This window comes from Nocardia sp. 852002-51101_SCH5132738 (assembly GCF_001665695.1).
Classification (GTDB): domain Bacteria; phylum Actinomycetota; class Actinomycetes; order Mycobacteriales; family Mycobacteriaceae; genus Nocardia; species Nocardia nova.
This window is the reverse complement of record NZ_LZML01000133.1, coordinates 1-20,872: the sequence shown is the minus strand read 5'-3', so window position 1 is coordinate 20,872 and position 20,872 is coordinate 1. Positions and strand designations below refer to the sequence as shown.

20 protein-coding genes and 3 tRNA genes are annotated in these 20,872 nt (G+C 65.1%); all 23 read right to left on the bottom strand.

Annotated features, from left to right (window positions below; genetic code table 11):
• On the bottom strand, positions 1–2,064 hold a 2,064-nt coding region (locus A5789_RS19445; protein ID WP_082940821.1), incomplete at its 3' end, for a DNA-directed RNA polymerase subunit beta.
• Positions 2,065–2,572: 508 nt separating this feature from the next.
• Positions 2,573–3,334, bottom strand: coding sequence for a hypothetical protein (locus A5789_RS19440; RefSeq protein ID WP_063015374.1), 762 nt, complete (start codon positions 3,332–3,334; stop codon positions 2,573–2,575).
• Positions 3,335–3,347: 13 nt separating this feature from the next.
• Complete coding sequence (locus tag A5789_RS19435; protein ID WP_082940820.1) at positions 3,348–4,079, bottom strand: hypothetical protein; 732 nt, start codon at positions 4,077–4,079, stop codon at positions 3,348–3,350.
• A 49-nt stretch (positions 4,080–4,128) separates the two neighbouring features.
• Entirely contained in the window at positions 4,129–5,370 is a 1,242-nt protein-coding gene (locus A5789_RS19430; RefSeq protein WP_063015376.1) for an MCE family protein, read from the bottom strand.
• Positions 5,367–6,605 (bottom strand): MCE family protein, encoded by a 1,239-nt coding sequence (locus A5789_RS19425; protein WP_082940819.1) that lies wholly within the window; start codon positions 6,603–6,605, stop codon positions 5,367–5,369. The genes A5789_RS19430 and A5789_RS19425 overlap by 4 nt, the downstream gene beginning before the upstream one ends.
• Positions 6,602–7,888 (bottom strand): MCE family protein, encoded by a 1,287-nt coding sequence (locus A5789_RS19420; RefSeq protein ID WP_081879585.1) that lies wholly within the window; start codon positions 7,886–7,888, stop codon positions 6,602–6,604. The genes A5789_RS19425 and A5789_RS19420 overlap by 4 nt, the downstream gene beginning before the upstream one ends.
• Entirely contained in the window at positions 7,888–8,898 is a 1,011-nt protein-coding gene (locus tag A5789_RS19415) for an MCE family protein (protein WP_063015377.1), read from the bottom strand. Before A5789_RS19415 ends, A5789_RS19420 begins: the two co-directional genes overlap by 1 nt.
• Positions 8,898–9,977: an MCE family protein gene (locus A5789_RS19410; protein ID WP_174554990.1), complete on the bottom strand. Its 1,080-nt coding sequence runs from the start codon at positions 9,975–9,977 to the stop codon at positions 8,898–8,900. The genes A5789_RS19415 and A5789_RS19410 overlap by 1 nt, the downstream gene beginning before the upstream one ends.
• A complete protein-coding gene (locus tag A5789_RS19405) occupies positions 9,974–11,329 on the bottom strand; it encodes an MCE family protein (protein WP_064902348.1) in 1,356 nt (451 codons plus the stop codon). The genes A5789_RS19410 and A5789_RS19405 overlap by 4 nt, the downstream gene beginning before the upstream one ends.
• An 82-nt stretch (positions 11,330–11,411) precedes the next feature.
• Complete coding sequence (locus A5789_RS19400; RefSeq protein ID WP_086006975.1) at positions 11,412–12,239, bottom strand: ABC transporter permease; 828 nt, start codon at positions 12,237–12,239, stop codon at positions 11,412–11,414.
• Between the two features lie 41 nt (positions 12,240–12,280).
• Positions 12,281–13,075, bottom strand: coding sequence for an ABC transporter permease (locus A5789_RS19395; RefSeq protein ID WP_051025193.1), 795 nt, complete (start codon positions 13,073–13,075; stop codon positions 12,281–12,283).
• 11 nt (positions 13,076–13,086) lie between these two features.
• Complete coding sequence (locus tag A5789_RS19390; protein WP_063015378.1) at positions 13,087–14,175, bottom strand: ABC transporter ATP-binding protein; 1,089 nt, start codon at positions 14,173–14,175, stop codon at positions 13,087–13,089.
• Positions 14,176–14,410: 235 nt separating this feature from the next.
• Positions 14,411–14,797 carry a 50S ribosomal protein L7/L12 gene (rplL, locus tag A5789_RS19385; RefSeq protein WP_063002280.1) on the bottom strand — a complete coding sequence of 129 codons (387 nt, stop codon included), beginning with the start codon at positions 14,795–14,797 and terminating at the stop codon, positions 14,411–14,413.
• A 75-nt stretch (positions 14,798–14,872) separates the two neighbouring features.
• A complete protein-coding gene (rplJ, locus tag A5789_RS19380; protein ID WP_064902347.1) occupies positions 14,873–15,427 on the bottom strand; it encodes a 50S ribosomal protein L10 in 555 nt (184 codons plus the stop codon).
• A 428-nt stretch (positions 15,428–15,855) separates the two neighbouring features.
• Positions 15,856–16,569 carry a 50S ribosomal protein L1 gene (gene rplA / locus A5789_RS19375; RefSeq protein ID WP_030516277.1) on the bottom strand — a complete coding sequence of 238 codons (714 nt, stop codon included), beginning with the start codon at positions 16,567–16,569 and terminating at the stop codon, positions 15,856–15,858.
• 94 nt (positions 16,570–16,663) lie between these two features.
• Entirely contained in the window at positions 16,664–17,098 is a 435-nt protein-coding gene (gene rplK, locus A5789_RS19370) for a 50S ribosomal protein L11 (protein ID WP_030516276.1), read from the bottom strand.
• A gap of 70 nt (positions 17,099–17,168) precedes the next feature.
• Positions 17,169–17,990: a transcription termination/antitermination protein NusG gene (nusG, locus tag A5789_RS19365; RefSeq protein ID WP_064902346.1), complete on the bottom strand. Its 822-nt coding sequence runs from the start codon at positions 17,988–17,990 to the stop codon at positions 17,169–17,171.
• Positions 17,991–18,131: 141 nt separating this feature from the next.
• Positions 18,132–18,548 (bottom strand): preprotein translocase subunit SecE, encoded by a 417-nt coding sequence (secE, locus tag A5789_RS19360; protein ID WP_030516274.1) that lies wholly within the window; start codon positions 18,546–18,548, stop codon positions 18,132–18,134.
• Between the two features lie 31 nt (positions 18,549–18,579).
• A tRNA-Trp gene (locus A5789_RS19355) sits at positions 18,580–18,652 on the bottom strand.
• Positions 18,653–18,892: 240 nt separating this feature from the next.
• Positions 18,893–19,963, bottom strand: a complete 1,071-nt coding sequence (locus tag A5789_RS19350; protein WP_063015420.1) for a fused (3R)-hydroxyacyl-ACP dehydratase subunits HadA/HadB — start codon at positions 19,961–19,963, stop codon at positions 18,893–18,895.
• 219 nt (positions 19,964–20,182) lie between these two features.
• Complete coding sequence (gene rpmG, locus A5789_RS19345; RefSeq protein WP_011211653.1) at positions 20,183–20,353, bottom strand: 50S ribosomal protein L33; 171 nt, start codon at positions 20,351–20,353, stop codon at positions 20,183–20,185.
• Positions 20,354–20,399: 46 nt separating this feature from the next.
• Positions 20,400–20,472 (bottom strand) — tRNA-Met (locus A5789_RS19340).
• Positions 20,473–20,549: 77 nt separating this feature from the next.
• Positions 20,550–20,622 (bottom strand) — tRNA-Thr (locus A5789_RS19335).
• Positions 20,623–20,872: the final 250 nt, after the last annotated feature.

Here is a 20,872-nt window from a genome sequence, read left to right as displayed (position 1 = left end):
CGCCAGAACCTGGCCGTGCTCGACCCGCTGGCCCTCGTCCACGATCGGACGCTGGTTGGCGCAGGTGCCCTGGTTGGAGCGGGCGAACTTCCGCATCCGGTAGCTCTTACGAGTGCCGTCGTCGTGCATGACGGTGATGTAGTCGGCCGAAACCTCTTCCACCACACCCGGCTTCTCGTTGACGACGACGTCGCCGGCGTCCACCGCGGCACGCAGCTCCATACCGGTGCCGACCAGCGGCGACTCGGAACGGATCAGCGGCACGGCCTGACGCTGCATGTTCGCGCCCATCAGGGCACGGTTGGCGTCGTCGTGCTCCAGGAACGGAATCATCGCCGTCGCCACCGACACCATCTGGCGCGGGGAGACGTCCATGTAATCGACCTCGGCCGGGGAGACGAATTCCATCTCCTCGTTACCACGGCGGGCGAGCACGCGGTCGTCGAGGAAGTTGCCGTCGGCGTCGACGGGCGAGTTCGCCTGGGCCCGGACGTGCCGGTCCTCCTCGTCGGCGGTCAGGTACTTGACCTCGTCGGTGACGCGGCCGTTCTCCACCTTGCGGTAGGGGGTCTCGATGAAGCCGAACGGGTTGACCCGCGCGTACACCGACAGCGAACCGATCAGGCCGATGTTCGGGCCTTCCGGGGTCTCGATCGGGCACATGCGGCCGTAGTGCGAGGGGTGCACGTCGCGGACTTCCAGGCCGGCGCGCTCACGGGACAGACCACCCGGGCCCAGCGCCGACAGACGACGCTTGTGGGTCAGACCCGACAGCGGGTTGTTCTGGTCCATGAACTGCGACAGCTGCGAGGTGCCGAAGAACTCCCGGATCGCCGCCGTGATCGGGCGGATGTTGATCAGGGTCTGCGGGGTGATGGCCTCGACGTCCTGGGTGGTCATGCGCTCACGCACGACCCGCTCCATACGCGAGAGGCCGACGCGCAGCTGGTTCTGGATCAGCTCGCCGACGGTACGCAGGCGACGGTTGCCGAAGTGGTCGATATCGTCGACGTCGACGGGGACCTCGACGCCGCCGGGCACGGTCATCGAGTTGTCGCCCTGGTGCAGACGCACCAGGTACTCGATGGTGGCGACGATGTCCTCGCGGGTCAGCGTCGAACCGGTGATCGGCTCGCCGGCGTTGACGCCCAGCTTCTTGTTGACCTTGTAGCGGCCCACACGAGCCAGGTCGTAGCGCTTCTCCTTGAAGAACAGGTTCTCCAGCAGGGTCTGCGCGGACTCCTTGGTCGGCGGCTCGCCCGGACGCAGCTTGCGGTAGATGTCGAGCAGCGCCTCGTCCTGGCCGGCGGTGTTGTCCTTCTCCAGGGTCGACAGCATGATCTCGGAGAAACCGAAACGCTCGGTGATCTCCTCGGTGGTCATGCCCAGCGCCTTCAGCAGCACGGTGACCGGCTGACGACGCTTGCGGTCGATACGCACACCGACGGTGTCGCGCTTGTCGACATCGAATTCCAGCCACGCACCGCGCGACGGGATGACACGGACGCTGTGCAGCGTCTTCTCGGTGCCCTTGTCGATGGACTCGTCGAAGTACACACCCGGCGAACGCACCAACTGCGACACGACCACGCGCTCGGTGCCGTTGATGATGAACGTGCCCTTGTCGGTCATCATCGGGAAATCACCCATGAATACCGTCTGAGACTTGATCTCACCGGTGTTGTTGTTGATGAACTCCGCGGTCACGAACAACGGCGCCGCGTAGGTCATGTCCTTGTCCTTGCACTCATCGATCGAGGCCTTGACCTCTTCGAAGCGCGGATCGGAGAAGGACAGGGACATCGAACCGGAGAAGTCCTCGATCGGCGAGAGCTCCTCGAGCACCTCCTCCAGCCCACCGACCGGGCTGGCGTCGCCCCGGGCGATGGCCCGCTCACGCCAATCGGGGGCACCGACCAGCCACGCGAACGATTCGGTTTGTAGATCGAGAAGGTCCGGAACCTCCAAGGGCTCACGAATCTTCGCGAAAGACACCCGCTTCGGGGCTCCGGGAATACCGGCCTTGGTCTGGGTGGAGACTGCCAAGATGCGTCCTTCCAGCACCTCACGCGCGTCGCCCGGTGCCTGTACGTACAAGACACCAAGCGACCGTCGCTTGTCTGCTACGAGTTCTGCTGGTTACAACCCGGACAAAACCCGAACAGCAAACAACGGAAGTAACACCTCAACGGTGGAACTTTCGTGATGCGATCAAGGAATGGACAGGAGGCAGCCAGCGCAAAGTCCAAACCTACACCCACGAAGAAGGGGTGTCAAAGTACCATCCGAACCGAGTTCCGGATGTTCGGCGCGCCGGACCCGCTTCCGCTGGCTGCGTTCGAGTCTCCGGCGGCGCCTCGACCTGGGTACTCGACCCTGTCACAGCTGCCGCTGTTGTGAATAGCGTGACGGTTCGGACGTAAGTCGTCAAGTGGCGAGACCACCTCGATAACTGCGAGATCCCCTGTGGCGCTGGCGAATCACACCGTCACGCGGGCGAATATCCGCCGCTGAGCTGGGAAGATTCCGCAGGTGACGGGCTCGAACATACTTCCGAATCCGTCTGGGCCACTCAACGGTCGGCGATCTCGCTCGCCAGCCAGTGACCGTCCACCTTCTGCATGTGCAACACGATCGGACCCGAGGCGCTCTCCTGCGGAGCGCCGTTCTTGGTCGCGCTGACGGTCAGATTCACCAGCAGTTCCGCCCGATCATCAGTGAGCAAAGTCACACCGATCGGATCGGGAGTGGCTTGCGCGGTCGACTGCGCCTGCTGAATCGCGGAGATCGTCGTATCGGCGAATTTGTCGAAATCGCCGCGCATCTTGCCTGTGACGACCTTGTGCACGGCGTCCTTGTAGCCGCCGACGGTCTTCACGTCGTAGGAATAGACCGTTTTGAGCGCGTTGTCGGCAGCTGCGGTCACTTCCTGGGTGGCCTTGGTGTCGACGAAGGCCTTGTTGCCGTCGTCCACCCCCGGCTTGAAGGCCGCGACCACGGCGAACGCCGTCAGCAGCAGGCTCGCCACGATCAGTCCCGCGGCCAGACCCCAGGTGGCCAATGCGGGCCGCGGCAACCGACCGGGGCGGGGCAACTTCCGGGGCCGGCGCGACGCCACCGGCGGGGCCGGGCGGGTGCCCGCGGCACCCGCGCGCACGGTCTTGGTGCGTGATTTGGCTTTGGCGGACTTACCGGCGGGCTTGGCGGACTTCCCGCCGGATGCGGCGCGATCGGCCGCGCCGCGACGCCGGATCGTGCGATCGGCGGCGTCGGACGAGCGATCGCCGGGTGTGAGCCGGGGGGAAACCTTGTTGATCGGCGGACGGGATGCCATCGGTGTACCTCTCCTACGATCCCGGCTGGGGGGCGGGCGCCTCGGACGGATTCGCGGGCGCCGGCGCCGGCGCGGCGTTTCCGTTCGCGGGCGGCTGTGCCGCCCCGGCGGGACCGGGGGTGTCCAGCGACACCAGCTGGCCGAGCGAATTGGCCTGCTCGGCCTTCCAGGTGTCGCCGTCCTTCTTCATATCCAGCGTCCAGGTGGCCCGGAAGGACTGCACCGGAACGTTGGGCGCGGTCTGCGTGAGTTTCAGCACCACGATCGCCGAGGCCTTGTCGCGCTCACTGTCCAGCGAGCTCAGCGCCGCGCCCAGCACCTTGCTGTCGATCTTGGTCTTCGACTTCTCGGCGGCATCCTTGATGCGGTCGTGGTTCTCGTTGAGCTGGGTCAGCATGTCGCCGGTCATCGAGGACCGCATGGTGGTGATCGACCCCTCGACATCGCTGGGATTCATCGAGGTGAGGTTGATCGCCGCCTGCCGGGCCGCATCCAGCGCGGTATCGCGCGCATCGGCGCGCGGACCGTCGGTGAACCACATCGCGCGCACCCAGCCGGCGCCGAACCAGGCCGCCAGCACCAGGGCCGCCACCAGCCACACCGCCGCGACCGAGGTCACGACCGTGCGTAGCGTCGAGGAGCTGGGCCGGGCGGCGGCCGGCGACGGATCAGCTACCGCCTTTTCGGCATCGTCCGGCGGCTCCACCGCAGGTTGCGAGGAGGGGTTGGGCAGATCAGAACTCACAGCGACACCCTAGCGTCGTCGGTTTTCCGGACTTGCCTCCGTGCCCGCCTCACCGCTTCGGAGTCACTCCGATGAGAGTGGCCAGCTGGATGGCGACGGGGCTCAGGTTGAGCTTGTCCGGATCGGTCTTGGGCTTGGAATCCCACGGCTGCGGGACATTCGGATCGGCGTACTGCGCACGCGCGCCGCCGCGGACGTCGGTCGGACTTCCGAACGGCACCGTGCATTTCGCGTCCGTGTTGAACGGGAAATCGTCACGGGTGTCGTCGAAATTGGGGTTCTGCGCCTTCATCTGGTCGAGAATGCGCTGAGTTCCCTCGTACCCGACGGTACAGGCCGGTGGGTTGTTGGTTTCCAGCACCAGGCCGAAGTGGGTCGTACCGTCGCCGGGCGCGGTCGCCGAACCACCGACCGACAGCAGCGGCAGCATCTGCAGCAGCGGCTTCAGCGTGTAGGTCTGCGGCGACACCGCCTGCAGCAGCAGCCGCAGATTCGACAGATCCGTGGTCAGCGGCTGCGCGCTCTGATCGAGCAGCTTGCCGATCTGGTCGCCGGCGTCGGCGCCCGTGCCGATCAACCGCCGGATATCGGGATCGTTGGCCCGCAGCTGCACCGCGAGCCGATCCAGGCCGTCGCTGAAGGTCCGGATCGCCGGAGACTGATCGGCTTGCGTGCCGAGTACGGTCTGAGCGTCCCGGATCAACTGCACGGTCTGCGGCAGCGCCCCGATTCCCGTCTGGGAGAACTTGTTCAGCGAATCGACGAGGATGCGCAGGTTGTCGCCCTGTCCGTCGAAGGCCTTACCGAGTTCGGTGACGGTCGTGCTCAACGCCGTCAGATCCGTCGTGCTCGAGAAGTGGTTGACGCTGGCGAGCAGATCCTCGACCGGAATCGGGGTCTCGGCACCGTCGATGACCGAGCCGTCGCGCAGGTAGGGCCCCTTCGCCGTATCCGGCACCAGATCCATGTACTGCTCACCGATCGCCGAGCGGTTGGCGATCACGGCCTTGGCGCCGGCCGGGACCTTCGGCTTCCCGGAATCCAGCTCCAGATAGATCATCACGCCGTCGGGGGTGACATCGAGCGAGTCCACCCGCCCGACCGGCACACCGCGATAGGTCACCTCGGCGCCCTTGGACAGATTGGCGGTGGTCTTCGCCTTCACCTTCACCTGATACTGGCCGAAGCCGAGCATGTGGTCGAGGTGGATGTACTTCGCGCCGACGAACACCACGCCGAGCACGGCGATCACCGCGAAGGCGACCAGCTGGTAGCGCACCAATCTACTCATCGTGGCTTCGCTCCCAACTGATCCAGAATCGACCCGATCGGGTCACCCGGCTTGGCCGGGGCCGGCGCCACCACGGTCGGCGGCAGCGGCACCAGCGATACCGTCGGCCAGCCCGGCCGCGGGCCGTTGCCGTTGTAATACGGATTGGTCGGATCCACCGGCACCGGCGGCCCGTACTTCGGCGGGATGTACACCGGATCCGGTTTGCCCACACCGAGATTCGACATCAGGACGCCGATCTGCGTGTCCACCGACAGCCAGGTGTTCACCGAACCACCGAAGGTCGATTTGATCGCCTCGTCCGGGAACGGGTAAGTCGGAATGAGGGGGAAGGCGGTCACCAGATCCGGCGCCGAACGGCCCAGCTCCTGCAGCGTCGGCCGCAGCGACTGCAGATCGCGGATCAGGTTGTCCTTGGACCGGTCCAGCACGTCGACGCCCGCCTGACCGACCCGGTCGAGCTGCTTCAGCAAGCCGATCAGCTGCGGCCGCTGCTCGTCGAGAATCTTGATACCGGCCGGCAGCTCGTCGAGGATCTTGCCGATCTGATCGGACTGCTGCCCCACCCGGCTGGACAACGTGCCCAGGCTGTCGAGCGCGTGCTGGATATCGGCAACCTGCTGGTTGAGGCCGTCGATGAGGGTGTCGGCCTGATCCAGCAGCGACCGCACCCGGTTCTCCCGGCCGGCCAGCGCCTTGTTCAGTTCCACCACGATGGGCTGCAGCTGCGCCACGCCACCGCCGTTGAGCAGCAGCGACAGCGCACCGAGAACCTGTTCGATCTCGACCGCGTGCCGGGTCCGGTCGACGGGGATGACCGCGCCGTCCTTCAACCGATCGGGCGAGGCCTCGTCCTTCGGCGCGGACAACTCGACGAATTTCTCACCGAGCAGATTGGACTGCCGCACCTCGGCGTGCGCGTTGGCGGGCAGCTTCACCGACGAGTTGACCACCGTGTGCACGCTGGCGGTCCAGCCGTCCGGGGCGACGTCGATGGACTCCACCCGCCCCACCGGCACACCCTCGACCTTGACCGCCGACTGCGGCACCAGATCCAGCACGTCGTCGAAGCGCACGTCGATATGCATCGGGTGGTCACCCACATCGGCGCCGCCGGGCAGCGGCACGCTGTAGATACCGTCCGACGAGCACGAACCCACCAGCACCGCGGTCACGCCGACCACCGCGACGGCACCCAGTCCGCGGGCCGTCCTGCGGAATGCGAAGGGCGTCATCGCTGGCCACCTTCCTGCTGCGACGGCGGCTGCCGGTCCGACGGGGTGCCCGGCACGCTGCCGGGAGCCGGGGTCTTCTGGATGTTCTCACCGCTGAGGATGCCGAACGGCAACACCAGCGACGGCGTCTGCACACCGTCCTTGATCTGATCGGTGATCACCTTGCACTGATCCAGAATCGGGCGCATCTGCCGGCTGATCGCATCGAATTTCGGGTCGCCCGGCCGCAATTGGCCGAGGTCGAGCATCTTGCAGACGGCGCCGAACGGGTTCTGCAGATCGGTGAAGTTGGCACGCATGTCCAGCGTGCCGGATTCACCGTTGTGAATGTTGATCAGGTTGCTCAGCGCCAGCGGCAGCACCGGCAGCGCGTTCGCCACATCCTGGCGCTGGTCGGCCAGCGTCTGGGTCAGCTTGGTCAGCGCGTCGGCGTTGTCGGCCACCAGATCCCGGTTGTTGTCGATGAACCGGGCGACATCGCCGAGGGCGATCGACAGCAGATTCAGTGCCTGCCCGAGGTTTTCCCGCTCACCGGAGAGGAATCCGGCCAGATCCGCCAGCTGCGTGTTGAATTCGCGCACCTGCTGGTCGTTGACCGCCAGGGTGTGCACGAAGACCTGCAAATTCTTGATCGTGTCGAAGATGTCACCACGGGCATCGGACAGATACCGGGCGGCGTGCGAGAGCTGGGTCAGGCTGTTGGCCAGCGCGTCGCCGTTTCCGGTCAGATTCGCCGCACCGGTGCGGACCAGCTCGTTCACCGCGCCGTCCTTGTTGGCGCCGTTGGGTCCCAACGCATCCGACAGTTCCTGGATGCTCTTGTACAGCCGGTCGACCTCGACCGGGGTCGCCGTGCGGTCGCGCGGGATGGTGGCGTTGCGCGGCATCTTCGGCCCGCCCTTGTAGACGGGCGTGAGCTGGATGTAGCGGTCCGACACCACCGACGGCGTGATCTGAGCGGCCTTGGCGTCGGCCGGAATGTCGTATTTCCGGTCGACGTGCATGGTGACCTTCACCTGATCGCCCTGCGGCGTCACCGAATCGACCTTGCCCACCGGGACACCGAGGATGCGCACCTCGGAGCCCTCATAGATGCCGATCGACTTGTCGAAGTAGGCGGTGATCTTGGTGGTGTTGTAACTGCTGAACACCCACCACAGCACACCGGCGAGGACCACCACGGCGACCGTGCCGAGGGCGAGAGCGATCTTGGTGCCGCGGCCGGATTCCCGGATCGCGGTCAGCGGATCCCGGCGCGATCCCTTACCGAGAGCAGCCTGCATCAGTTGCCTCCCAGAGTGCGGATCGGCGGGCGGTTACCCGGAATCTCCGGCAGCGCCGGCGGGATCAGGTTGACGATCACCGCGTCGAACCAGCGCCCGTTACCCAGCACGTTGGCGTACAGGCCGTAGAACGGCGCCGCCAGCTTCAGCGTCTTGGAGATGTTCTGCTGATTGTCGTTGAGCATGTCGATGGACTTCTTCAGATTGGTCAGCGCCGGACCGATCTGCTGCTCGTTGTCGTGCACCAGCGCACTCAATTCGGCGGCAACGGTTTTCGCTCCGTTGAGCAGCTGCGAGATGGCCTGCTGGCGGACGTTCAACTCGGCCAGCAGCTGACCGCCGTTGGCCAGCAACCGCTCGAACTGCTCGTTGCGATCGGCGAGCACCTTGGTGGTCTTGTTGGTCGCGTTGAACAGGTGCTTGAGCTCTTCGTCGCGCTTGGCCAGCGTCTCCGACAACCGGGCGACGCCGTCGATCGAGCCGCGGATCTCCGGCGGGGTGCCGGAGAACGCATCCGAGAGCACTCGGAAGCTGGTGGCCAGCTGCGCGGTGTCGGTCTTCTCGATACTCGACGCGGCGTCGCTGAAGGCTTCGACCACATCGTACGGAGAAACCGTGCGCGACAACGGGATTCGCTTGTCCGGATCGGCCGGGTGGGAACCCTTGGGATCCAGCGCCAGATACTTCTGCCCGAGCAGGGTCTTGATCTGGATGGACGCGGTGGTGGCATCGCCGATCCACGCGTCCTTGGTCCGGAAGTCGACCAGCACGCGGTCGCCGTCCAGGCGCACATCGGACACATCGCCGACCTTCACGCCCGCGATGCGAACCTCGTTACCCTTTTTCAGGCCCGCCGCCTCGGAGAATTCCGCGGTGTAGCTGGTGCTCGCGCCGATGATCGGCAGCTTGTCCAAGAAGAACGCCGACAGCGCGACCAGCAGCACCATGAACAGGCCGAGCCCGCCCATGAACGCCGGGCTGCGCCTGCCGAAGAGAACCCGGTCTTCCATCAGCGGCCACCCTTCCCGTGACAGCGCGGCGCCGGGTTGGTGTAGACCGGCTGATTCACTGTCGGCATCTGGGCCGGCAGGTTCAATTGCGGCGCATCCTGCACCCCGGGGCCGGCGACGATATCGATACCGCAGAGATAGAACTGGAACCACGAGCCGTAGCTGGCCGCCCGGCCCAGTTTCTCCATCTTGATCGGCAGATTCTCCAGTGCCTGGTTCACCTCGCCGGAGCGATCGTTCAGCGTCCCGGTCAACTGGTTCAGACCGGCGATCGAACCCTGCAGGGTCGGCCGGGTGGGAACCAGCAGATCGGCGGTCGCCGAGGCCAGATTGCCCAGCGACTGCACCGCCGAGCCGATCGTGCCGCGTTCGGCATTGAGCCCGCTGACCAGCGCCTCGGTATTGACGATCAGATCGTTGAGCTGTCCGTCGCGGGCGTTGACCGCATCCAGCACCTGGTTGAGGTTCTTGACGATCTCGCCGATCACGGCGTCCTTGTCGGCGATCTTGTTCGTCAGGCTCGCGGTGTTGCGCACCAGATCGGTGATCGTGCCCGATTCACCCTGGAAGACCTGGATGATCTCGTAGGACAGCTTGTTCACGTCCTCGGCCGACAGCGTCTGGAACAGCGGCCGGAAACCGTTGAACAGGGTGGTGAGATTCAGCGCGGGCTTGGTCCGCTCCAGCGGAATCGTGGCGCCCTCGGTGATCTTGCGGCCCTGCTGGCCGGCGCCCTGCTCCAACGCGATGTACCGCTGTCCCACGAGGTTGCGGTAGCGGATGGTCGCGGTGGTGGAGGCGGGCAGCCAATCCCGGTCGGTGAGCTGGAAATGCACCTCGGCCAGGCTGCGGTCGACCACCGACACCTTGGTCACCTTGCCGACCCGTACACCGGCGATGCGCACCTCGTCGCCCTTGTTCAGCGACGTCACATCACTGAACCGCGCCTTGAACTCGGTGCCGCCGCCGGAATAGTTGGCGATGGTGAGCGCCAGGAACGCGGTCGCGAGCACTGTCACGAGCACGAAGATGCCCAGTTTGGTCAGGGGTCCGCCCAGACCACGCAACTTTGCCTTCATCGCACACTCACCTCACTTCCACGCATCGCGGGGGCGCCGATCCGGCTCACCCAGCCGGGCACCTGATCGGGCGAAACCCCGTTCGCCGCACCGTAGATCGCACCCAGGGTGTGCTGTTCGGCGGGCGAACCCATACTCGTCGCGCTCTGCGCGCCGTAGACCGAGAACTGTGCCGGGGGCAGCTGACCGATGTTCTGGTCGCCCGGATTGCGGGTCGGCGGCTGGTAAGAGCCGTCGTTGGCCGATCCGGTCGGGTACTGACCGGGGTCCACGCCCAGCGGATATTCGGGGAAACATGCCGGCGGCCGGTTCGTGTCCAGCCAGCGCGGCTCGTCCTGATTCGGCAGATACCGGCCACGCGGATTGGTGATCTCGATCGTCACCCGCGAACCCGGCATATCCGTGCCCTTGCCGAAGAGGTTATCGATACGCGGCTTCAGTTGCGCGAAGTTCTTCATCGTGCAGGCGTACTCCGGCGAATACGTCGCCAGCAGTTCCAGCGCGCCCCGCGAATCGGCCGCGATGTCGATGATGTTGTCGTGGTTGGCCGTCAGGAAGTCGGCGGTCTTCGACGACGTCGGGGTCAGGACCGAGTACAGCGTGTCCAACTGCGAACGCTTCTGCACGATGGTGGCATTCAGCGTGCGCAGATTGTCGAAGGCATCCACCAGCTGCGGCAACGCGTCCGAATAGGTGTCGGCGACCGTCGCGAAGGTGTGGATGTCGTCCTGCAGCTGCGGCATCACGCCGTTGATATCGCGGAAGATGTCGTCCAGCCGATCGATGGTGTGGCCCAGTTCCTCACCCTGACCGCCCAGCGCCTGCGAGAGCGCGCCCAGCGTCGAGGCCAGATACTGCGGCGGAATCGCCTGCAGCAGCGGCATGATCGAATCCAGCAGCTGGCTCACCTCGACCGCGTTGCCGCTGGCGTCCTGGTACAGCGTCATCCCCGCCTGCAGATGCTTCGGGCTGGGCTGCTCGGGCCAGACCAGGTCGACATAACGCTCACCGAACAGGGTCTTCGGCAGCAGCCGGGCCGTCACATTGGACGGGATCTTCGAGGCCTTGTCCGGATCGATCGCCAGGTGCAGCGTCACCTTGCCGTTCGCGGATTCACTGGACCGCACCTCGCCGACATTGACCCCGCGGACTTTCACATCCGCGTTGCGGGTCAATGCGTTTCCGACGGTATCGGTGATCAGATCCACCTTGACGACCTTGACCCACACCTTGTTGTAGGACGCGATCGTCGTACCGAGAAACAGCGCCATCACCACGAAGAACACGATGCCCAGCGTGCGGATGCGGAGTTTCTCGGTAGAGCGCCAGAATTGCACACTGCGCGCGCTCATGCTCCCACCTTTCGGAACCGTTCTGCGTGGTTACGCACGCTGCCGCCTCCGAACCCGTCGGTCGCGCCGCGGCCCTGTCCGCTCATCCCGCGACCCGCACTGTTGTCGTCGTACCCCAGATCGCCAGGCTGAGGAAGAAGTCGAGGATGTTCACCAGCACGATCGACGCACGCACCGCGCGGCCCACGGCCACGCCCACGCCGGCCGGTCCGCCGGTGGCGTTGAAGCCGTAATAGCAATGGATCAGGATGATCACGAAGGCGAACACCAGCACCTTCACGAACGAATACAGCACGTCCTCGGGTGGCAGGAACAGACCGAAATAGTGGTCGTACGATCCCGTGGATTGCCCGTTGAACCACACGCTGATCTGCCTGGACGCTATGAACGTGCCGAGCAGGCCGACGATGTAGAGCGGAATGACCGCGACGAATCCGGCGATCACGCGTGTGGTCACCAGGAACGGAACGCCGGGTACCGCCATCACCTCGAGCGCGTCGATTTCCTCGGAAATTCGCATCGCACCCAATTGCGCGGTGAAACCACAGCCGACCGTCGCCGACAACGCCAATGCCGCGACCAGCGGCGCCAATTCGCGAGTATTGATGTAGCCGGTCAGGAAGCCGGTGAGCACCGAACTGCCCAGGGCGTCGAGCGCTTTGAAGCCCTGCAGGCCGACGACCACACCGACCGAGGCCGACATCATCACCACGACGCCGATGGTGCCGCCGATGACCGCGAGTGCACCCGAACCGAAGGTCACCTCGGCCAGCAGCCGCATGACCTCCTTGCGGTAATGCACGACCGTGCGCGGAATCCACGCGATCGCCTTGGAATAGAACGACATCTGATCGCCCGCGCGATCGATGACGTTCACCGGCGACTTGAGCGCAGCGCCTACTCGGCGCATCCGCCTCGAAAAGATCGGAGAACGCTGGGAAACAACCATCGTCACGAACCCTTGGCCGGGACAACCTGCAGGTACACCAACGTCAAAAGCAGATTGACGAAGAAGAGCACCAGGAAGGTGATCACCACGGATTGATTCACCGCGTCACCAACACCTTTCGGTCCCCCCTTGGGATTCAAACCTTTGTATGCGGCGATCACGCCCGCGAGCAGTCCGAAGATGAGTGCCTTGAATTCACCGATCCAGAGGTCCGGGAGCTGCGCCAGCGCGGAGAACGACGCCAGGTAGGCGCCGGGAGTTCCGCCCTGCAGCAACACATTGAAGAAATATCCACCGCAGATGCCGACCACCGAGACCAGGCCGTTGAGCAACAGCGCCACCAGCATCATGCCGAGCACGCGCGGCACGACGAGGCGCTGCACCGGATCGATGCCGAGCACCTCCATCGCGTCGATCTCTTCGCGGATGGTGCGGGAGCCGAGGTCGGCAGCAACGGCCGAACCCGCGGCACCGGCGATGATCAGCGCGGTGACGACGGGCGCGGCCTGCTGCACAGTTGCCAGCACACTGGTTGCGCCGGTGAACGATTCAGCACCGAGCTGCTTGATAAGTGAACCGGTCTGCAATGCCACAACGGCGCCGAACGGGATTGCCACCAGTGCGGCGGGCAGGATCGAGACACTCGCGATGAACCACGACTGCTCAATAAACTCACGCCATTGGAAAGGCCGGCGCAGGGTGTTGCGTGCCACGGAAATGAGCAGCGCAAAAATATTGCCGGCCTGCGCAAATCCCGACTCGACCGGAGTGCGCAGCCGTGCCAGGGGTTGATTCACGGTTGCGTATGTTACCCGTTGGTTGTGTCGTGACGCACGGTGGTGTCGTACGTGCCGCCCTGATATTGCGGACCGTTACCCGTATACGCCGGAAGGACTTGTGTATCGCCGTTCTCTTCCATCGACTCACGGATCGCCACCTGCGCGGAATGCGGCAGGGTGTGCATGATCTCGAGTACGCGGCGGCGGCGGCGTTCCACGGCCTGGCGCACAGGCATGCCCGGGGTGGCCTTCATCTGCGGGATGATGCCCTCGATTTCCTCGGTGCCGTTGTCGTAGTGGCCGGCGTCGGCGAGCGCCTGCTCGCGCGCCATCTGGGCCTCGTCCTTCTCCTCCGACATACCGATCGGACCGACCATGCGGCCGTTGAGGAACTGCTTCACCACCGGCTCCTCCGACGTCAGCAGCACCTCGCGGGGACCGAACATGACGAGCTGGCGGCGGAAGAGCATGCCGATGTTGTCGGGCACGCTACGAGCCAGGTTGATGTTGTGGGTAACGATCAGAATCGTCGCGTCGATCTGCGCGTTGATGTCGATCAGCAGCTGCGACAGATAGGTAGTACGCACCGGGTCCAGACCGGAGTCCGGCTCGTCGACGAGGATGATCTGCGGGTCCAGCACCAGCGCGCGGGCCAGGCCGGCACGCTTGCGCATACCACCGGAGATCTCACCGGGCAGTTTGCCTTCGGCGCCGAGCAGACCGGTCAGCTCGAGCTTCTCCATCACGATCTGCTTGATCTCGGATTCGCTCTTCTTGGTGTGCTCGCGCAGCGGGAAGGCCACGTTGTCGAACAGGTTCATCGAACCGAACAGCGCGCCGTCCTGGAACAGAACGCCGAACAACTTGCGGATCTCGTAGAGCTCCTTGTTGGAGCAGGTGGTGATGTCGGTGCCGTCGATGTAGATCGAGCCGCGCTCGGGGCGCAGCAGACCGATCAGCGACTTCAGGAACACCGACTTACCGGTACCGGAGGGGCCGAGCAGAGCGCTGACTTCCCCCGTGGGCAGAGTCAGAGTGACATCCTGCCAAATCCGCTGGGACCCGAAAGATTTCGTAACACCTTCGGTCCTGACTTCGACGCCCACGCCGACCTCCATATTTCTTCTGACGAGCGCCCATGGCCGCGTCACCGTATTTCAGCGCGGTGTGACGCGTCACACTGGGGTGCGGCCACTGTATCGCATGCCGCTGGTGCAGGACACCCTACCTGACTGGTCGGTAGAAATGTCGACGGTAATGAGCTGGTCGCGGCGGTCCACAACATTCACCACGAAAATGCGAAAAGAGCGGCCCCGCAACGGGACCGCTCTTTTCCGGACTCGATTACCGCAATTACTTGACGGAGACCTTCGCGCCGGCCTCTTCCAGCTTGGCCTTGGCGGCGTCGGCGGCGTCCTTGGCGACCTTCTCCAGGATCGGCTTCGGGGCACCCTCGACCAGGTCCTTGGCTTCCTTCAGGCCCAGGCCGGAGACGATCTCGCGCACGACCTTGATGACCTGGATCTTCTTGTCGCCGGCACCCTCGAGGATGACGTCGAACTCGTCCTGCTCCTCGGCGGCCTCGGCGCCACCGGCGGCAGCGCCACCGGCGACAGCGGCAACCGCGACCGGAGCGGCGGCGGTGACCTCGAACTTCTCCTCGAACTTCTTGACGAAGTCCGAGAGCTCCAGCAGGGTCATGTTGCCGATGGTCTCGAGCAGCTCGTCCACGTTGGCCATGGTGTTTCCTTTCGGTAGTTCATCCCCGCGTCGGCGGGGAGATAAGAGTTGGTTTGTCGACTTGTTCGTGTCGGCTTATTCGGCGTCGGCGGCGGGAGCCGCCTCGGCACCGCCCGCGGCGCGCTGCTTGTCCTCGAGCGCGGCGAACAGGCGAGCCACCTGGGCGGCCGGCGCGGCGAACAGGCCGGCCGCCTTGGTCAGGTTGCCCTTCATGGCGCCGGCCAGCTTGGCCAGCAGCACCTCGCGCGACTCCAGGTCGGCGATGCGCTCGACCTCGGAGACCGACAGCGGGGCGCCGTCCATGTAGCCACCCTTGATGACCAGCGCCTTGTTGTCCTTGGCGAAGGTCTTCAGGGCCTTGGCGGCGTCGACCGGCTCACCGGTGATGAAGGTGATCGCGGTCGGACCGACGAACAAGTCATCCAGGCCTTCGACGCCCGCCTCGGCGGCCGCACGCTTGACCAGGGTGTTCTTGGCGACGGAGTAGGTGGCATTGCTGCCCAGCGCACGACGCAGCTGGGTGAGGCTGCCGACCGACAGACCACGGTATTCCGTGACCACGGTGGCCGTAGCGCTCTTGAACTGCTCGGTGATCTCCGCGACCGCGGTGACCTTCTCTGGTTTCGCCATACTTCGCCTCCTCTCTGGATGGTCGGTTCTGCGATGAACTACCGACTCACGGAGGCTGGGCCCGGGGAGGCTACGTCGACCCGGCGACAAAGCAAACGCCCCGGACGCAGAGTGGTCCCGGGGCGCACAAGAAACTCGACATGAACACACGGCTCATATGTCGTCCCTCACCTCGGCTCTCCCTGCGTGGGCCGCCGGCAATATCGCCGGACCTTCGACTGCCTGACGGCAGCAACCAACGGTCTTCGGTAGAACGATTGGGGGTGATCGCCGAACGGGTCAGCGACCGCAGTACAGAATAGCGGATGAGCAGCTGAAACCCAAAATCGGCCGCCTCCGCAGGCCTCTGCTCCGCCGCGATTCCCGAAATGCCGAAGGGCCGGCGGGGAAATCCCTACCGGCCCTTCGGATTCGAAAGCTACCTACGCTTACGCGTCCTCTTCGGTGAGGTTGCGGGTGCGGTTCGGGTCCACCGGGATGCCCGGTCCGGTGTTCGTCGAAATCGTCACCTTCTTGACGTAGCGCCCCTTGGCGGTCGACGGCTTCACACGCAGGATCTCCTCCAGCGCGGCGCCGTAGTTCTCGACCAGCTTCTTCTCGTCGAAGGAGGCCTTGCCGATCACGAAGTGCAGGTTGGCCTGCTTGTCGACGCGGAAGTTGATCTTGCCGCCCTTGATGTCGTTGACGGCCTTGGTCACATCGGTGGTGACCGTGCCCGTCTTCGGGTTCGGCATCAGGCCGCGGGGGCCCAGCACACGCGCGATGCGGCCGACCTTGGCCATCTGGTCCGGGGTGGCGATCGCGGCGTCGAAGTCCAGCCAGCCGCCCTGGATGCGCTCGATCAGATCCTCGGCGCCCACGGCGTCGGCACCGGCGGCCTCGGCCTCGGCGGCCTTCTCACCGGCCGCGAACACGATGACGCGCGCGGTCTTACCGGTGCCGTGCGGCAGGTTGACGGTGCCGCGGACCATCTGGTCGGCCTTGCGGGGGTCGACGCCCAGACGGACGGCGACCTCGACGGTCGCGTCGGTCTTCGTGGTCGCGGTCTCCTTCGCCAGCCGGGTGGCCGACAGCGGAGTGTAGAGCTGGGAGCGGTCGACCTTGGCGGCCGCCTCGAGATAAGCCTTGCTTCGTTTTGCCATGATTCTCTGTCCTGTTCGTAAGTCAGAAGTGGTTGTCGGGACTGGCCGTCCCTCCCACGCACATCCCGCCGGTCACCGGCGGAGACGGGGACCGTCAGTCGGCGACGGTGATACCCATCGAGCGAGCGGTACCCGCGATGATCTTGGCCGCCTGATCGATGTCGTTGGCGTTCAGATCTTCCTGCTTGGTCTTGGCGATCTCACGGACCTGGTCCATGGTGACCGTGGCGACCTTGTTGCGGTGCGGCTCGGCGGAGCCCTTCTGCACACCGGCGGCCTTCAGCAGCAGCTTGGCGGCGGGCGGAGTCTTCAGCTTGAAGTCGAACGAGCGGTCTTCGTAGACCGTGATCTCGACCGGGATGACGTTGCCGCGCTGCGACTCGGTCGCGGCGTTGTACGCCTTGCAGAACTCCATGATGTTGACGCCGTGCTGACCCAGCGCGGGACCCACCGGCGGGGCCGGGTTGGCCGCACCGGCCTGGATCTGGAGCTTGATGAGCCCGGCGACCTTCTTCTTCTTGGGGGGCATCTTTCTTTCCTTGGTTTAGGTTCCTTACGGACTTCCGTAAGCCTGTCCCGGGGGCGGAACCCCGGAAGTCTTAGATCTTCGCGACCTGCGTGAAGGCGAGTTCGACCGGGGTCTCGCGACCGAAGATCGACACCAGCACCTTCAGCTTCTGCTGTTCGGCGTTGACCTCGGAGATGCTGGCCGGCAGCGTCGCGAACGGGCCGTCCATGACGGTGACCGACTCGCCGACCTCGAAGTCGACCTCGATGGCCGGCTTGGACGCGGCCTCGGTGACGGTCTCCGACGTGGACGCGGCGGCACCTGCCGCGGCGGCGGCCGGCTTCTTCTGCTGCTGCTCGGCCGGGACCAGGAACTTGACCACGTCGTTGATCGTCAGCGGCGACGGACGGGAGGTGGCGCCGACGAATCCGGTGACGCCGGGGGTGTTGCGGACCGCGCCCCACGATTCGTCGTTGAGATCCATCCGGACCAGGATGTAACCGGGCAGCACCTTGCGCTGCACGTTCTTGCGCTGGCCGTTCTTGATCTCGGTGACCTGCTCGGTCGGCACCTCGACCTGGAAGATGTAGTCCTCGAGGCCCAGGTTCTGCACGCGGGTCTCGAGGTTGGTCTTCACCTTGTTCTCGTAACCGGCGTAGGAGTGGATGACGTACCAGTCACCGGGGGCGCGACGCAGCGCGGCCTTCATCTCGGCGACGGGGTCGGCAGGCTCTTCCGGTGCCGCGGGCTCCGCGGATGCGCCGGTCTCGGTCTCGTCGGTATCGGTGTCGCCCTCGACTTCGCCGGAGGACGCCTCGGTACCGTCCGAGACGGTCGCCTCGTCGACGGCCGTCTCCGCCGCCTCGTCGTCGACCGGGAACTCGTCGGTTGTGCCGTTCTCCGGGGTGCTCACTGGGCACTCGCTTCCTGTGTCGTCACGTACATCCACTACGCCGGAGGTGAATCCGGCGGATGGTTTCCGTCCTCGCGTGGCGGACGGCTAGCAGCGCCCATGGGTCGCTCCGCAGGCTCCGCTCCTGACGCACCCGGTCAGCTAGCCGAACAGCCAGTTGACACCCTTGATGAACGCCAGGTCCAACCCGCTGATGTACGCGACCATGAAGATCACGAACACCAGGACAACGCTTGTATAGGTGACCATCTGCTTGCGGTTGGGCCAGATCACCTTGCGCAGTTCCGCGATGACTTCCCGCAGGAACTTCACCAGACGCTTGAAGGGATTGCCCCTACCGCGTTCGGCGGTCTTCTTCTTCCCCGCCGACTTGGACGCCTTACGCGATGCCGAATCCGAGCTGTCACCACGGTCGATCGTGGCGACGGAGCCGGTGTCCGAGGAGGATCCGGCGCGAGCCCGGCGAGTCGACCGCTTACCACTCGGCCGGCTGACCGCAGCGGTGTCTTCGTCATCGGCGGCATGCGCGCCGTGGCGAATGTCCCGCTCGTCGCTCACGTGAACCCTCTCTCGTCGCTGGCATCCAGTGCAGGGGCGACAGGACTTGAACCTGCAACCTGCGGTTTTGGAGACCGCTGCTCTGCCAATTGAGCTACGCCCCTTCGGCTGGAATCGCAATGTCATCCAGCACGGTGCTTATTCAGTTGTGCCAACCCGGGGCCACACAACACGCGCGCCGCTCCGCCGGTGTGCCGGCCCCGGCGGTCACCCGCCCGGAACCAGCCCCTCAGAGCAGCGCGCAGTGGCTGGCGACCCCAGAAATCCGAGTGTACGTTACCGCCCCGGCGGATAGCCAATCGGGCCGTCCGCCACCGCGAAGCGGCTTACCGGCCCGCCGACCATCATGCCAGCTGCACCGTCGCGGTCGCACGTCCGAAGATCTTCCGGCCGCCGGATCTGGCGACGATCGCGATCACGGCGGTGCGGTTCTCCGGATCCACCGACTTCACCTTGCCGGTGTATTCGACCTCGGCCGGATGATCGCTGGGCACGTAGACGGGGCTGGTGAACCGCACGTTGTATTCCTTCACCGCGCCCGGATCACCGAGCCAGGAGGTGACGAATCCGCCGCCCAGGCCCATGGTCAGCATGCCGTGCGCGACCACGTTGTCCAGGCCGGCGAGTGCCACGACCTCGTCGCTCCAGTGGATCGGGTTCGCGTCACCGGAGACGCCGGCGTAGTTCACCAGATCGCCGCGGGTGAGCCGGACGACGCGAGTCGGCAGCTCGTCGCCGACGGCCACGCTGTCGAACGAGCGCGTGTGGCTGCTGACGGTGACCTCGGGAACGGTGGTCACCGGCACCGGGGGCGCGGTGATGGGCGGCTCGGCGGTGGGACGGTCGGGGGCCTCACCCATGCCGTGCATGAGGATGTTGCGGACCGCGTCGGCGATATTGGGATCGACGTCACCGCCGCTGCGGCCGACCAGGGTGGTGTAGGTGGTGAGCACCAGCTCGTCGTTCTGCGCCGTGACGATGTTCTTGGTGACGATGATGTCGCCGCCGAAGGCCTGCCGGAACGAGTGCAGGTAGACGTCGCAGGTGAGCTGGTCGCCGACCCGGATCGGGCGGTGGAATTCCAGGATCTGGTCGGTCTGCATGATCTGGCTCAGGTCGTAACCCGTGACGACCTGCTCGAACAGCTTGCGCTGAGCCAGGATGCCGACCAGGGAGATGAATGTCACCGGTGCGAGCAGGCCGTCGTGGCCGTAGTCGCGGGCGACGCTCTCGTCCCAGTGCGCGGGGTGGTAGTCCTGCACCGCGCGTGCGTACTCGCGCACCTTCTCGCGCCCGACCTCGTAGTAGTCGTCGACGCGGTAGTGGTGCCCGACCATGGCGGCAGCGTGGGCCGAGGGGTCGAACGGTTCACTGTCGGCGGTCTGCGCGTCCACGGCATCGGTTCCGGTGTTGATTGTCACGGAGAGTAGGTCCCTATCTGACTCCGCTACCGGGAGTCTGCGGAGCGTGAAACTACCGCATGTACAGCAAATGCCGGAGCGGGTCGGGAAACCTGCTCCGGCATGGAGTGCTGCATGGGTCGGCGCGGTCCACGAATATCCGGGAAGGTCATCGACAGACCTCCCTGAATCCGGGCGCCGACTTCGCGCGCGGCAGCGTGCACGCGATGAGATCTAGCGAGATTCGCGGTGCGCCCGGTGGGTGCCGCAGTTCGGGCAGAACTTCTTCAGCTCCAGACGATCCGGGTCGTTGCGCCGGTTCTTCTTGGTGATGTAGTTGCGATGCTTGCACTGCTCGCAGGCCAAGGTGATCTTTGGCCGGACATCGGTGGACTTCGCGGCCACGATTATGCCTTCTTTCCGGTCAACCTAGAGGGTCAATCAGTATGGGTAGCGATGGCCGGACTCGAACCGGCGACACAACGATTATGAGTCGTTTGCTCTACCGCCTGAGCTACACCGCCATATGCGCGGCAATGCGGGCGGAACCAGGTTCGGCTCTGTGTGGAGTGCCGAGTCGGTCACCACCGGCAATCCGGCGAGCCCCCTAACGGAATCGAACCGTTGACCTTTTCCTTACCATGGAAACGCTCTGCCGACTGAGCTAAGGGGGCATGGCTACATTCGCTCCGAACTCGAATGCTCGAACCCGGGGCGCTGAAGCCTTGAACGAGGTTACACACTCCCCGGCAAAGTTACCAAACCAGCTGGTAAGAGCCGTATTTTCTGCACCGGCTCCGCCGCCCCGAACGAACGATCCCCCGAGGTTGCCCCGAACGGTGCTAGGACCGAGAACGACCGCTCGGCAACCGACACGAGAAACACCACCGGCTGGAAGGGGGGTCCGGGGGGCGAAGCCCCTCC

Coding starts and splice junctions, on each gene's coding strand:
- A5789_RS19440 (WP_063015374.1), bottom strand. CDS start 3,334: ATGGCATCCCGTCCGCCGATCAACAAGGTTTCCCCCCGGCTCACACCC.
- A5789_RS19430 (WP_063015376.1), bottom strand. CDS start 5,370: ATGAGTAGATTGGTGCGCTACCAGCTGGTCGCCTTCGCGGTGATCGCC.
- A5789_RS19425 (WP_082940819.1), bottom strand. CDS start 6,605: ATGACGCCCTTCGCATTCCGCAGGACGGCCCGCGGACTGGGTGCCGTC.
- A5789_RS19420 (WP_081879585.1), bottom strand. CDS start 7,888: ATGCAGGCTGCTCTCGGTAAGGGATCGCGCCGGGATCCGCTGACCGCG.
- A5789_RS19415 (WP_063015377.1), bottom strand. CDS start 8,898: ATGGAAGACCGGGTTCTCTTCGGCAGGCGCAGCCCGGCGTTCATGGGC.
- A5789_RS19410 (WP_174554990.1), bottom strand. CDS start 9,977: ATGAAGGCAAAGTTGCGTGGTCTGGGCGGACCCCTGACCAAACTGGGC.
- A5789_RS19405 (WP_064902348.1), bottom strand. CDS start 11,329: ATGAGCGCGCGCAGTGTGCAATTCTGGCGCTCTACCGAGAAACTCCGC.
- A5789_RS19400 (WP_086006975.1), bottom strand. CDS start 12,239: ATGCGCCGAGTAGGCGCTGCGCTCAAGTCGCCGGTGAACGTCATCGAT.
- A5789_RS19390 (WP_063015378.1), bottom strand. CDS start 14,175: ATGGAGGTCGGCGTGGGCGTCGAAGTCAGGACCGAAGGTGTTACGAAA.
- rplL (WP_063002280.1), bottom strand. CDS start 14,797: ATGGCCAACGTGGACGAGCTGCTCGAGACCATCGGCAACATGACCCTG.
- rplJ (WP_064902347.1), bottom strand. CDS start 15,427: ATGGCGAAACCAGAGAAGGTCACCGCGGTCGCGGAGATCACCGAGCAG.
- rplA (WP_030516277.1), bottom strand. CDS start 16,569: ATGGCAAAACGAAGCAAGGCTTATCTCGAGGCGGCCGCCAAGGTCGAC.
- rplK (WP_030516276.1), bottom strand. CDS start 17,098: ATGCCCCCCAAGAAGAAGAAGGTCGCCGGGCTCATCAAGCTCCAGATC.